Here is a 13,861-nt window from a genome sequence, read left to right as displayed (position 1 = left end):
TTTAAAGGCTGGGAAAGCTAGAAAATTATGAAATTTTGGATAAACACGCGGGTGTGTTATATAATCAAAAAAGATATATTACTAGAAAGGGAGCTGTACCTTGAAGAAAAGGAAAAAATGGATCCTCCTGGGGTCAGTTCTGATTCTGCTCCTGGGGTTTGGATTTATCCAGTTCTATGCCTATATTATGAAAGATCAATGGAACGAGCGGGATATCGCCAAGGATGTTGCCAAAACCAGAGCGGGTCTAACAGAGGTAACCAAAGCACAAAAATCGGTTTGGGATGAAAATGCAGTGTACTGGGTTTTAACAGGAAAAAATGAAGCCGGGACTGCTCTTATGGTCTGGGTCCGCTTTACGGTAGATGGAAAATTTGCTGAAGGCGACGACGCAGTGTTTGCTGAGGAACTAAGTAAAGGAACCTCAGAAGCCCAAATACGCGGCATTATCAAAGCTGATCTTCCGGACATAACGATTGAACGCTTGCTGCCGGGAGTATATAACGGAGAGTATGCTTGGCAGCTTTTTTATAAACAGAGCGGTCGGTATTATTATCAATTTTATCGGTTTTCGGATGGGTCCCGAATGGGCGAAGGTTACAGTTTACCTAAAAGTTAAGCCGAACATAAGGAAATTAAGGGTGGCATAGTAAACAAGCGAACTTATTATAAGTTCGCTTGTTTACATTTATTTGATGTACAAAAGTGATATACTAAGTGATATACTGAATGGGTGGTTATCACCGGATATTCTCTTAAATTCACACACGAAAATAGGCCGATTGATTAAAAATTAAGGCCGGTTTTGTCGAAAACGAGGAATATATTTGGTATTGATGGGAATATTTAAAAAATTAAATTTTAAATATATTCACATTTATTTTGAAATTAGTATATACACCTGTGATATACTACTACTTGTAATTAGAACAGCAATAAGAGACTTCAGTCTCTCTGATGAGCTCTCAAGTAGCTATAAATTATTATACTGAGCTTTATATTTTGTCATCTTTGAGAGGAGGACGTTTCTTGAAATTACGTCTTGTACCTGTGCTGATAACGTCTCTACTGTCGGCTACTCTATTGTTTGGTGGCTTCTTTTTGTATCGTCAGTTTGCAATGCAGGAACCACTTCAGAAGATTGTATCTCAATATGAGGGCGTCAATGATTCTCATATCAGTATTAACCGCAATGAGGTCACTTTGAAACTTGATCTCCAGCCAGGCACGAAATTACGTGAACTGGTTCAGTACGTCTCCAAAGAAGGAAAATCGATGATTGATGGACGTACACTGAAACTTGATGTAGAACAGAACTCCAGTGAACTGCTGGATGAATACTGGGATAAAGCGATGTTCTCTGTAGCTGAAGCCATGGAGAGCCGTAAATATACACTTATACCCACAGAACTTGATGGACTCAAAGCGCAATATCCGCAATATAAAAATGTGATAGCCTCAACAGAAATTGACGACAATAATGTCTATGTAAGCTTGAGTAATGGAAAAGAAAGCAAATTTATTATTTTGCCGCGCAAACCTGCGACATTGGGGGTATGGAATAATGCCTAAATACCTTAAAGAAATTCTAATCGGATTTGTTCCTGTCTTGTTTATTTTTATGGCTTTTCTAGGCATTAATATATTCCCGATCGTTATTGCTGCTGGGATGCTCACGGCTTTACTTATCATTGCTCATTTAAGAGGCGGACTTGCGGTGAATGCAGGTGCCGGGAAGAAACGGAAGAAGGATGGACCTTCAAAGCTTACTTTTGAAGAAATTGGCGGGCAAGACAATGCAAAGCAGGAGCTTCGTGAAGCGTTGGATTTTCTGATCCGGCATGAGGAAATCAGCAAATTCGGGATTCGGCCTTTGAAAGGGATTCTGCTTACAGGCCCTCCAGGAACAGGTAAGACCCTTATGGCTAGAGCAGCAGCACATTATACGAACTCTGTATTTGTGGCAGCATCAGGCAGTGAGTTTGTAGAAATGTACGTAGGTGTCGGTGCCGGCCGTATCCGCGATTTGTTTAAGGATGCCCGTACCCGCGCCCTTAAGGAAAACAAGCAAAGCGCTATTATTTTCATAGATGAAATTGATGTAATTGGCGGTAAGCGTGAAGGCGGACAGCAGCGAGAATATGATCAGACCTTGAATCAGCTGTTGACCGAGATGGACGGGATCTATAACAACGAAACGCCGCGCATTCTGCTGGTAGCAGCCACTAACCGTAAAGAAATGCTTGATTCAGCATTGCTGCGTCCTGGACGGTTTGACCGTCATATTCAAGTCGACATGCCTGATAAAAAAGGCCGTAAATCGATTCTCGAATTGCATGCCAAAAATAAGCCGCTTCATGTAAATGTGAATCTCGACAAAATTTCCGAAGAAGCCTATGGTTTTTCCGGTGCTCAGCTCGAAAGTGTTATGAATGAGGCAGCAATTTATATGATGCGTGAGGAATTGACAGAGGTTGAGCAGCGGCATCTGTCGATGGCGATTGACAAGGTTATGATGGGGGAAAAAACGGACAGAGAAACTAACCACGAAGAGAAAAAACGGGTGGCGATCCACGAATTGGGACATGCCATTATGGCAGAGCTGCTGCGTCCGGGAAGTGTTAGTCAGGTTACGCTGACTCCGCGGGGGCAAGCCCTTGGTTATGTACGTCACAATCCTCAGCAAGAGCAGTATTTGTACACCAAAGATTATCTCGAAGATCAGATTATGATCGCACTTGGTGGAGCGGCTGCAGAAGAAATGTATTATGGCGGACGAAGCACAGGTTCGCGTGGCGATTTTGATCAGGCCCTGAATATTGTCGAAACCATGATGAAATCCGGATTGACTTCGTTGGGTATCGCCAAGCTGGAAATGGTTACCACTGAAGAGCTTATGAAGGAAAACAGTAAAATTTTGGATGAACTGATGGTTCGTACTCACGACCACCTTGAAAAGCAACGAAATGTATTTGATTACTCCCTTGACATTTTAATGAAGGAAGAAGTGCTCTCTGGAGAGCAATTTCGATGTCAATTTCGTGACAGCGTGCGTTTACCAGCATAAATATTTATGCTGGTTATTTTTTTTTACTTTTCAGGCATGCTAAGATATCATTATATGTCGGGCTTTATAAATTTTTGCGACAGACAAGGTACAATACAAAAGTATAGATACCTGAAAGGATGGAGACTTTTTTATGAATTTCAAGAAAATTGGTGTCATCGGCGGTGGCACAATGGGACAAGGGATTGCCGAAATGCTGGCAGCCAAGGGCCTGGATGTATTGCTGGTGGAGAAAACCCCTGAGAAACTGGACTACTCCTACGAAATGATCGAGACAAGTCTAGATAAGCAACTGGAGAAATGGGCGATCACTCAAGCTGAGAAGAAGCTGATTCTTAGCCGCATTCAAAAAGTGACACATTTCGCAGAGCTGAGCTCTTGTGACATGGTTATCGAAACAATCGTTGAGGATTTAGAAGAAAAGAAAAAAATATTAAATCAACTGGATCAAGTATGTCCAAACCACATTATTCTTGCCAGCAATACGTCAACACTTAGCTTGACTGAACTTGCAAGTTCTACAATGTATCCGGAACGCGTGATCGGAATGCATTTCATATACCCTGTAGCTAAAGTGGATCTTGTTGAAATTGTACGCGGTCTGAAAACTTCAGATGCTACTTTTGAAGATACAAAATCCTTTGTTGATGAAATTGTTGAGAAAAAAGGTGTAATGATTTATGAATCCCCAGGATTTGTAACATCACGCCTCATTTGCTTGTTTATCAATGAAGCTATGCACGTGCTGCAAGAAGGCGTTGCCTCCGCACAGGATATTGACGATGCTATGCGTATTGGTTATCAATTCCAATATGGACCGCTTGAAATGGCTGACAGATTCGGTCTGGATTCGGTTCTTGCTGCACTTGAAAATATGTTCCGTGAATATGGTGAGCTGAAATATCGTCCTTCCACGATCCTTAAGAAGATGGTGCGTGCAGGACAATTGGGTATGAAATCAGGCGAAGGCTTCTTCCAGTACGACAAGGATGGTGACCGTATATGAATATTCTAGTAATTAACTCCGGTAGTTCTTCTTTAAAATATCAATTGTACAATATGGCTGATGAATCCGTTTTGGCTAAAGGTTTGGTGGAACGTATCGGGATGGATTCCTCCATTCTGAACCATAAACCTACTGGTAAAGCTGAAGTAACAGAAGTAAGTGAAATTTTGGAGCATAACACAGCGATTCGTAAAGTTCTAGCTTGCCTAACGGATAAAGAGCATGGCGTTATTGAATCCATTAAAGAAATCAATGCTGTGGGTCACCGTGTAGTACATGGTGGTGAATTCTTCAAAGCTTCCGCACTTGTGGACGCTGATGCCAAGACTAAAATTCGTCAATTGTTTGACCTTGCACCACTGCATAACCCAGCAGCAATGATGGGGATTACGGCTTCTGAAGTAAATATGCCGGGTGTACCGCAGGTTGTTGTATTCGATACTGCATTCCACCAAACAATGCCTGAAAAAGCTTATATGTACGCGATTCCTAGAGTACTGTACAATAAATATAAAGTTCGTCGGTATGGCGCACACGGTACATCACACGACTTCGTAAGCAAAGCTGCTGCGGAGTACTTGGAGCGTCCGTTGGAAGATCTGAAGATCATTACTTGTCATATCGGTAACGGAGGTAGCGTAACTGCAGTTCAAGATGGAGTGTCTGTGGATACTTCCATGGGTATGACTCCTCTGGAAGGTTTGATGATGGGTACTCGCAGTGGTGATCTTGATCCAGCAATTGTTCCTTACGTGATGAACAAGGAAGAATTGTCCGTAGGAGAAGTTAACTCCATGTTGAACAAACATAGTGGACTCCTAGCAATTTCGGGCGTAAGCAGTGATATGCGTGATATTATTGAGGGTATGGAAAAAGGTGAGCCTAATTCCACGCTAGCTTTTGAAATGTATGAGTACCGCTTGCGCAAGTATATCGGTTCTTATGCGGCTGCTATGAACGGTGTAGATGCTATCGTATTCACTGCTGGTGTTGGTGAAAATGCTTCATTGCTACGTGAGAAACTGCTAAATAACCTTACGTTCCTGGGTATTGAGTTGGATGTTGAAGCTAATAAAGTTCGCTCCGGCGACCCGCGTCGTATCTCTACGGTAGATTCCAAAGTGCAAGTGCTTGTAGTTCCGACTAACGAAGAACTTGTCATCGCACGTGATACAAACCGTATTGTGCAAGGAATTAACGGCTAAATTAGAGGAGAGATTGAAGGCATGGCTAACAAGAGTGTAATCAAGAACGTGAATGAACATGTTGGAGAAAGTGTTGTTATCGGTTGTTGGGTAAACAACAAGCGCTCCAGTGGTAAAATTCAGTTCCTGCAGCTTCGCGATGGTACAGGTTATATTCAGGGAGTTGTAGTGAAATCAGAAGTGCCTGAAGAGGTATGGGACGCAGCTAAGAGCCTCACGCAGGAAAGCTCATTGTATGTGACTGGTATTATTCGTGAGGAGCCTCGCAGTCAATCCGGTTTTGAAATGACTGTTACCGGAATTGAAGTTCTGCACCTTACAGAGAATTATCCAATTACTCCGAAAGAGCATGGCGTTGATTTCTTGATGGATCACCGTCACCTCTGGCTCCGTGCCTCGAAGCAGCGGGCTGTTCTGGTTATTCGTGCGGAGATTATCCGGGCAATTCAACAGTTCTTCAACGAGAGCGGATTTACAAAGGTGGATCCTCCGATTCTGACGCCAACGTCAGCAGAGGGAACTACTAACTTGTTCCACACGAAATACTTCGATGAGGATGCTTACCTGACCCAAAGCGGACAGTTATACATGGAAGCTGCAGCTATGGCACTGGGCCGTGTATATTCCTTTGGACCAACCTTCCGTGCGGAGAAATCTAAGACTCGTCGCCACTTGATCGAGTTCTGGATGATCGAGCCGGAAATGGCCTTCACAGATCATGAAGAAAGCTTGAAGGTTCAGGAAGAGTTTATTAGCTTCGTAGTGCAATCCGTATTGAAGAATTGCCGTGCGGAGTTGGAAGCGGTAGGCCGCGATATTTCCAAGCTGGAGAATATCAAAGCACCATTCCCACGCATTACTTATGACGATGCGATCAAGTTCTTGAATGATAAAGGCTTTGAAGATATTGCTTGGGGTGATGATTTCGGTGCACCTCATGAAACAGCAATCGCTGAAGCATACGATAAACCTGTATTTATTACTCATTATCCTGCTTCATTCAAAGCGTTCTACATGAAGCCGGATCCAAATCGTCCTGAAGTCGTACTGTGTGCTGATATGATCGCTCCTGAAGGTTATGGAGAGATTATTGGGGGTTCACAGCGGATCGATGATCCTGCGCTGCTTGAAGAGCGTTATAAAGAGCACAATCTTTCGATGGATTCTTATAAATGGTACATGGATCTGCGTACTTACGGATCTGTACCTCACTCCGGTTTTGGACTTGGGCTTGAGCGTACTGTAGCTTGGATCTGTGGTCTTGACCATGTACGTGAGACTATTCCATTCCCACGTACACTGTACCGCCTCTACCCATAAGTTCTTAGGATTTGAACAAAGGGGGAAGCACATGGACGGCAAGACATGGAGTACCTGGAGCGAAGGCGTCTCCTTCGGTCTGGAGAACGGAATGGCCGTCATACCTTACGCTTTACTGAAGTATTACCGGAAGCTGAATTTAAGCGGAAGTGAAGCCATGCTGCTGATTCATCTGCTCTCCTTCAGGCAAGTAGAAGGGATTGAGTTCCCTTCTCTGGAGGAGCTTCAGGTTGTAACTGGTCGTAGCATTTCCGTTCTCGCCGGAGAATTGCAGAAGCTCATGAAGGAAGGTTTCATTAGCATCGATGGAGACAACGATGAGCTAAGAGATATCCATTATGAACGCTACAATTTCTCAGGGCTATATGGAAAGCTAGGTGCTTATCTTGCGACAGCTGTACAAGAAAATGAGCAAGATAAGGACAAGGGAGCATATGGAACATCAGCTCCCCGGGCTGCTGCGTCAGGTGGAGGATTCGGAACTCCCCCCACATCTCCTTCTTCACTTGGAGATAAAGAGGAGAGCCGGAATCTATTCAGTATTTTCGAGAAGGAATTCGGGCGCCCGCTGTCTCCAATGGAATGTGAGACGATTTCCAGCTGGGTGGATCAAGACCGATATCCTGAGGAGCTGATTCTGTTAGCGCTCAAGGAATCCGTATTTGCGGGGAAGGTTCATTTTCGTTATATCGACCGGATATTGCTGGAATGGGCCCGTAACCGGGTCAAGAACGCTCAGGATGTAAAGACGTATACACAAAAATTCCGCAATGGTGGAAGATAGATCGTTTAGGAGAGAACCGTATTGCTTTAGCTATTGCTAGAGTCTGTACGGTTCTTTTTTTATTTTTTTAGATAAGTGCAGGGGTGGGCGAAGAACTCAGCGTCTATTGCTGTGGGAAGGAGGGGAGAGTCATTGAGGAAGAGCTATTAATCAAGCGGATTTGCCAAGGAGACGAAGATGCGTTTCGCCAGTTTGTAAATACATACAGTCAGCATATATACAAAATCACCTATTCTGTATTACGTGAAGTCAAAGGGGCTGAAGACGCTGCTCAGGAAGCTTTTCTCCAGATGTATAAATCTCTCCCTGACTACCGTTATCAAGGCTTAAAATCATGGATTACGCGGATCGCCTTAAATAAGGCTATTGATGCCAAACGTAAACGTGATCGGCTACGAGAGTTACCTGTTGACTATGAGCTTGTGCTGAGCCAGACACCTTCTAATGAGGAGGATGTACTAGCCACTGTTGTCCGTCGTGACCGGATGAATCGTCTGTCGGGTGAGATCAACAATTTACCGGAGGGTCATCGGGAAATTATGGTGGCTTATTATCTGGAAAATAAAAAATATGAGCAAATTGCTGCTGAAAATGAAATTACTCTGAAGACGGTGGAGTCCAGACTATATAGGGCGAGACAATGGATGCGAAAACATTGGAAGGAGGACGAATGGCTATGATGAAGAGTGGAGAAAACCTAATTCGCCGCGAGCAGGCAAAAGCTTATCTTGAAGGGCAAGAAGATAGTATAGAGCGAGAAGAATGGGAACTAATGCTGCTCAAGGATGAAGATACATTTGTTTCATACATGGAGATGCTGGATGAGCTAAAGGAGGATCTGCCTTCATTGGAGAATTCGTCTGCTTTTACAGAGAGAGTTATGGGAGATTGGGTTGCTACGGTGAGATCTTCAGTAGTCATAGAAGAAGTAGCGGGGAAAGAAGAAGGATCACGGCGTTATCGCTGGTATGAAAAAACAATCTTTCATTATGCCGTTGCTGCTTCGTTAACGCTGTTGATTATGTCTTCCGGGATGTTTGATAAGTTACTCACGGGTGAAATGGAGCTTATTGTCCCTAAGAAAGATAATTCGCCATCTTATAGCGAACAATTCATGCAAGCCACCAGCGGATGGTTGAGCCGGATTATGGACGGAAGACAGAAATGAGAGGAGAAATGAACAATGCAACAGCAGCGTAATAAAATTAAGGGTCTTTTTCTTAATATGATTCCTGGAGCAGGTCATTATTATATGGGAAGACGCCCACAAGGGATTGTTTATTTTTTGCTAAGCTTTGGTGTGTTATTTATGTCATTCTTAATCGCTATGGCTGAAGGGGATGAGGGAATTCTGGCATTGGGAGTGATCGGATTCTTACTTCTATGGATCCTTTCGATGATTCATCTGGTAATTAAATTACTGCAAATGCCCACTCCAATTGTAGCGCCTGATGGATCAATGCTGGATTTTAGTTCTACTATGCCCGTAAAGACGGAGGATAATGAACGTGTGCATGTCATCTTATTGTCTTTCATTCCTGGATTGGGTCATTTTCATATGGGGCTGATGCAGCGTGGACTATCCTTTCTGATTTCTTTTTTCGGATTCATGACCGTTATGTTGTTCTTGGCCGGAATTACTTCGAGTGATGCATTTTTGCTGCTGTTTGGAGTATTGCCAGTAATTTGGCTGTATTGCATGTTTGATGCAGTTCAGTTGATCCATCGTAAACAAGCAGGAGAAATGCTTGTTGACCGCACATTATTCGAAGAGATGGAGGCTGGACGTGAGGAAGGACGACGCAGCAAAGTATTAGCGACATTACTATCCGCATTTCCTGGTGCTGGACAGATGTATCTGGGACTGCAAAAAAGAGGGCTCCAGCTCATGCTTCTTTTCTTAGGAAGTATCTATGTCATGGATCTTTTGCGGTTAACATTGCTGTTTTTCCTCATCCCGGTCATTTGGTTCTATAGCTTATTCGATGGCTTACAGTTAGTTAGCCGATATGGACGTGAACCTTTGCAGGATAAGCCGGTTATCGAAGGTTTCTTAAATCATCAAGGTTGGCTCGGTGCAGTCCTGATGTGTCTCGGATTATACTTTATTGTTGTGAATGTCGCAGTTCCTGCCATCGATATCAGATTTCCAGAATGGCGGCTGGAATATCGCGTAAATGAATATTTTAAGACCATTGTCGTCTCCGTGTTATTGATTGGTGGTGGGGTGAAGCTGATGACTGGAAGTAAGAATAATAAGAGTAGAAAAGGGGCGGGGGGTCAATCTTGAATAATCCAGTAGAAGTAGAGCCGGGAGTCATGGTAACTAGCGAGTTTCCAGTGAACGAAGGGAAATCTAGAAGTTGGCGTGTAGGTACGTTGTCGATGGGACTGAGCCTTTTATTTCTCGGGGCATTAATAATGGTCTCTCAGTGGAAAGGAGCGGATGTGTTCGAGACAACACTTGCTTGGTGGCCGCTCATTTTTATCTTACTTGGTTTAGAAATTGTAATTTACACCTTATGGTTCCGTGGTAAAGGGAAAATGTACTATGATGTGCTAAGTGTTCTGTTCGTCGGATTTCTGGCAGTGTGCTGTTTAGTATTCGCAGGAGTCAGCTCTTTAGGATTAACACAAGAACTTAGACATGTGATCTCATCTACGGAGGAGAATTATTCCTTGCCGGAATGGAAGGGGAATGTTCCACAGGGTGTAGGCACACTTATAATCCAGGCTGCCGAACCTTATGGAATTATGGTTGATCGAACGGCTGGGAACGAGTTGAATGTATTTGGGAGTTATTCCACGGCTGAAGGGCAACTCAAGCAAGAGCAAGAGAAGCGGCTGTTGCAAACTAAACAAGTTGGAGACACATTTTACGTCATCTTAGGAGACATACCTAGACATTTAGTATTCGATAACTCCAGGAATGCATTGAACGTGACCATTGCGGCTCCTGTAAATCTAAAGGTAATCGTAAGAGATAATTATGGAAATGTTGTAACAAGATAAAAAAAAGATCGCTTCCCACCCGATGAGGGGATGGGCTGCGATCTTTTTTGGTTAAGAACGAAGCTCTTTCTCTAGGGCAGCACCCATTTCACGTGAGCGCTCGGCACATCGGTTAACTGCAGCAATCACAGTTTCAAAGAATTCCCCTCGTTCAAGCACTTCTATAGCTGCTTGTGTTGAACCGTTAGGGGAAGTAACCTTCTTACGGAGTGCTGCGGGTTCTTCTCCCGTCTGTTGTACCATTCGGGCAGCACCCAGCACTGTTTGAACAGTTAATTCGGTGCTTTGATCAAGTGGCAGCCCACCACGGATACCAGCGGCGATCATGGCTTCCATCATGTAATAGATATACGCAGGCCCGCTGCCTGAAATTCCGGTCAAGGTTTCCATACGTTCCTCATCAATGACTGTTGTAAGCCCGACAGCCTCAAAGATATTAAGAGCAAGGCGACGGCCTCTTTCGTCTACTTCTTTGGAGAAGGCTAGACCAGTGGCACCCAGACCGATGGAACTGGAAGTGTTAGGCATTGTGCGAACAATAGGCTGGGCTTTGCCAAGTAGACCTTGCATGGTGCGAATAGATAGACCTGCAATGACAGAAACTACGATCTGATCCGGAGAAAGAATTGGACCTAGTCCGCGTAAGGATTCTGCGGCATCTTTAGGTTTCATTGCCAGTACTATTACTGGTGCGTTCCGTAAGTATTCTATTTTTTGTTCGGGATCATTTGTGCCTATTACACCATAACGGCTTTTTAGTTCTGCCAGACGTTCACTGCTGCTGCGATTGAGCATGATGACATTATCGGACTTCACGATATTGCGGCTAATCATCCCGCGAACGATGGCTTCTGCCATGGAGCCTGCGCCATAAAAAACAATATTATGATTCATGAGTGGAACTGAAGGTTGCTGACACATGGCTAAAATCCTCCTAAAAGTTGTGTGATAGAATACTTAAACGTGCATACTAACCCCGAATTTGTCCCGTTCCGTAGATCTTATATTTGGTTGAAGTTAGTGCAGGCAGACCCATCGGGCCACGAGCGTGGAGTTTCTGGGTACTGATACCAATCTCTGCACCGAATCCAAATTCAAAGCCATCCGTGAAGCGGGTTGAGGCATTGTGATAAACAGCGGCAGCATCCACTTCTTGTAAAAAGCGTGTGGCGTTCTCCTGATCTTCTGTTACGATACATTCCGAATGTTTCGTACCATACTGCGCGATATGCTGCATAGCTTCTTCCAAATCACTGACGATTCTAATATTAAGGATATAATCGTTGTATTCTGTAGCATAGTCTTCTACGGTTGCAGGTAATACCCATGGGACAAGAGAGATGGTTTGTTGACAGCCACGAAGTTCTACATGAACCTCACGAAATGCTTCGGCTAAGGATAACAGATATTTGCTCGCGTAATCCTGATGAACGAGTAGTGTTTCCATAGAGTTACATACCGAAGGGCGCTGAGCTTTGGCATTTAAACTAATGTCCCGTGCCATTTCTGGCAAGGCAGTTGTGTCGAGATAAGTATGGCAGATGCCTGCTCCAGTTTCAATTACAGGAACGGTTGCGTTAAGGACTACATTTTGAATAAGAGAGCTGCCTCCGCGCGGGATAATCACATCTAAAAGTCCGTTCAGCTTTAGCATTTCATCTACTGAAGAACGATTAGGATCTTCAATCAGCTGAAGCGCGTTAGGCGGCATTGAGGTTTGAGCAAGAGCATTGTGCAGAACCTCGACAATTTTACGGTTGGAGGACAGGGCAGAGGAGCCCCCGCGCAACACAACAGCGTTGCCGGTTTTGAGACATAGACCTGCAGCATCAACAGTTACATTGGGACGTGCCTCGTAGATGATGCCGATCACACCAAGCGGAACACGCAGCTTCTGGATGTTGAGGCCGTTAGGACGTTCAATGCTTTCTAGCGTGTCACCGATAGGATCCGGTAATACAGCGATTTGTTGCAGGCCTTCGGCAATGCTGTTAATCCGGCCCACATCTAACGCCAACCGGTCGAGCATGGATTCCGGAGTTCCATTAAGTCTTCCTCGTTCCAAATCCTCCGCGTTGGCGGCGATAATGGCGGGAGCTTCGCGGCGAAGCGCATCGGCCATGACCAGCAGTGCTTCATTCTTCTGGCCAGTTGTTAAGCTTGCTAGAACTCCTGTAGTCTCCTTGGCTAATTTACTCTTATTAATTACTTCACTCATGACGATTCCTCCCTATATTTGAATTGAAAAAAATGTTTATCTCAGTGTAATCCATTCGTCACGGTGAATGACCTCAAGCCGGTGTACTTCTCCCAGCTTTGGTACAATCTCACGGCTTGGCAGACCTTGAATGCTGCGCAGCTGAGCATCATCGTAATTTACAATCCCACGTCCAAGCAATTTGGAGTCGGGTCCAAGTACTTCTACAACATCTCCTGCGTGAAAGCTACCCTCTGTCTGTTTGACGCCTACAGGCAACAGGCTGTGACCGCCATGAAGCAAAGCTTCTACAGCCCCTTCGTCCACGTATAGGGAGCCGAGAGGGGTAGACATAAAGCCAAGCCATTGCTTTTTGACGGGGAGAGAGGATAGCTTCGTTGCAAAATAAGTGCCCCTGCCTTCTCCTGTTGCAGCAAGCTGTAAATCTCCAGGTTCGGTGGCTCTTCCGACAAAGACAGGAACACCACCCCGAGTAGCGATCTTGGCCGCATCGATTTTTGATCGCATACCGCCTGTTCCAACACTAGAGCCAGCTCCACCAGCAATAGCATATATCTCCGGTGTAATGTCATCTACGAACTGATAGCGGACAGCATCCGGATGCTTGCGGGGATCTCCACTGTATAAACCATCCATGTCGGTTAAGACAAGTAGTCTAGAGGCTTTTAACAGGTTGGCTACTAGCGCAGAGAGGGTATCGTTATCGCCAAATTTCAGTTCATCTACGGAGACAGTGTCATTTTCGTTAAATACGGGCACCGCTCCTTGGCGAAGTAGCTCTTCTACAGTCATCATAGCGTTATTCATGGCTCTGCGGCTGCAGAAATCGGTGCGAGTCAGCAATATTTGCGCGGTAGTAATTCCATGCTGGGCAAAAGCTTCCTGATAGGCTTGCATCAGCAGTACCTGACCCACAGCCGCAGCGGCCTGCTTCTCATGCAGCAGCTTCGGACGTGCTGGATAACCGATACTGCGGAAGCCGGCGGCTACCGCACCAGAGGTTACTAACAACACCTCACAGCCGTTTCTCTTCAAATCGGCAATCTCTGAGGCAAAAAAGGAGACTGCTTCACGATTCAAACCGCCCTCGGGTCCGGTCAGCGAGCTGCTGCCTATTTTGACCACGATTCGCGTCGTCATTTCTGTCCACATCCTCTTCGTTTATTAAGTCCTGAAAACAACAAAAAGCCCCCATCCTTAGACTTAGCAAAGGACGAAAGCTTATAAACTTCCGCGGTACCACCTTCAT

At 44.8% G+C, this 13,861-nt stretch carries 14 protein-coding genes; 11 read left to right on the top strand and 3 right to left on the bottom strand.

Annotated features, from left to right (window positions below):
• Positions 1-100 precede the first annotated feature (100 nt).
• The 11 genes from NYE72_RS20610 (at position 101) to NYE72_RS20560 (ending at position 10,394) form a co-directional block, all read left to right on the top strand.
• Positions 101-619: a DUF5590 domain-containing protein gene (locus tag NYE72_RS20610; protein ID WP_076147254.1), complete on the top strand. Its 519-nt coding sequence runs from the start codon at positions 101-103 to the stop codon at positions 617-619.
• Positions 620-1,029: 410 nt separating this feature from the next.
• Positions 1,030-1,572, top strand: coding sequence for a hypothetical protein (locus NYE72_RS20605; RefSeq protein ID WP_036676301.1), 543 nt, complete (start codon positions 1,030-1,032; stop codon positions 1,570-1,572).
• Positions 1,565-3,067 (top strand): AAA family ATPase, encoded by a 1,503-nt coding sequence (locus NYE72_RS20600; RefSeq protein ID WP_038572410.1) that lies wholly within the window; start codon positions 1,565-1,567, stop codon positions 3,065-3,067. Before NYE72_RS20605 ends, NYE72_RS20600 begins: the two co-directional genes overlap by 8 nt.
• Positions 3,068-3,200: 133 nt before the next feature.
• Positions 3,201-4,073, top strand: coding sequence for a 3-hydroxyacyl-CoA dehydrogenase NAD-binding domain-containing protein (locus NYE72_RS20595; protein WP_036676304.1), 873 nt, complete (start codon positions 3,201-3,203; stop codon positions 4,071-4,073).
• Positions 4,070-5,278, top strand: a complete 1,209-nt coding sequence (locus NYE72_RS20590) for an acetate kinase (protein WP_036676305.1) — start codon at positions 4,070-4,072, stop codon at positions 5,276-5,278. The genes NYE72_RS20595 and NYE72_RS20590 overlap by 4 nt, the downstream gene beginning before the upstream one ends.
• A gap of 21 nt (positions 5,279-5,299) precedes the next feature.
• Positions 5,300-6,598 (top strand): asparagine--tRNA ligase, encoded by a 1,299-nt coding sequence (gene asnS, locus NYE72_RS20585; protein WP_036676308.1) that lies wholly within the window; start codon positions 5,300-5,302, stop codon positions 6,596-6,598.
• A 31-nt stretch (positions 6,599-6,629) separates the two neighbouring features.
• A complete protein-coding gene (locus NYE72_RS20580; RefSeq protein WP_038572407.1) occupies positions 6,630-7,382 on the top strand; it encodes a DnaD domain-containing protein in 753 nt (250 codons plus the stop codon).
• Positions 7,383-7,465: 83 nt separating this feature from the next.
• Positions 7,466-8,062, top strand: a complete 597-nt coding sequence (locus tag NYE72_RS20575) for an RNA polymerase sigma factor (RefSeq protein WP_179089120.1) — start codon at positions 7,466-7,468, stop codon at positions 8,060-8,062.
• Positions 8,053-8,550 (top strand): hypothetical protein, encoded by a 498-nt coding sequence (locus tag NYE72_RS20570; protein WP_141240287.1) that lies wholly within the window; start codon positions 8,053-8,055, stop codon positions 8,548-8,550. Before NYE72_RS20575 ends, NYE72_RS20570 begins: the two co-directional genes overlap by 10 nt.
• Positions 8,551-8,565: 15 nt before the next feature.
• Positions 8,566-9,672, top strand: coding sequence for a hypothetical protein (locus tag NYE72_RS20565; RefSeq protein WP_036676314.1), 1,107 nt, complete (start codon positions 8,566-8,568; stop codon positions 9,670-9,672).
• Positions 9,669-10,394 carry a hypothetical protein gene (locus NYE72_RS20560; RefSeq protein WP_051490914.1) on the top strand — a complete coding sequence of 242 codons (726 nt, stop codon included), beginning with the start codon at positions 9,669-9,671 and terminating at the stop codon, positions 10,392-10,394. Before NYE72_RS20565 ends, NYE72_RS20560 begins: the two co-directional genes overlap by 4 nt.
• Before the next feature lie 51 nt (positions 10,395-10,445).
• On the opposite strand, the gene proC is transcribed toward NYE72_RS20560, so the two are convergent.
• Genes proC through proB form a run of 3 tightly spaced genes read right to left on the bottom strand, consistent with a single transcriptional unit; the run spans position 10,446 to position 13,752 of the window.
• Positions 10,446-11,315 carry a pyrroline-5-carboxylate reductase gene (proC, locus tag NYE72_RS20555; protein ID WP_036676316.1) on the bottom strand — a complete coding sequence of 290 codons (870 nt, stop codon included), beginning with the start codon at positions 11,313-11,315 and terminating at the stop codon, positions 10,446-10,448.
• A gap of 49 nt (positions 11,316-11,364) precedes the next feature.
• Positions 11,365-12,612 carry a glutamate-5-semialdehyde dehydrogenase gene (locus tag NYE72_RS20550; protein WP_036676318.1) on the bottom strand — a complete coding sequence of 416 codons (1,248 nt, stop codon included), beginning with the start codon at positions 12,610-12,612 and terminating at the stop codon, positions 11,365-11,367.
• Positions 12,613-12,648: 36 nt separating this feature from the next.
• The gene (gene proB, locus NYE72_RS20545; protein ID WP_036676320.1) at positions 12,649-13,752 is read right to left on the bottom strand and encodes a glutamate 5-kinase; all 1,104 of its coding nucleotides are present in this window, start codon (positions 13,750-13,752) and stop codon (positions 12,649-12,651) included.
• Between the last annotated feature and the right edge of the window lie 109 nt (positions 13,753-13,861).

The organism is Paenibacillus sp. FSL L8-0333 (assembly GCF_037965665.1).
GTDB lineage: Bacteria > Bacillota > Bacilli > Paenibacillales > Paenibacillaceae > Paenibacillus_AQ > Paenibacillus_AQ odorifer.
The sequence above is the reverse complement of the archived record's forward strand: the minus strand, read 5'-3'. Positions and strand labels throughout refer to the sequence as shown.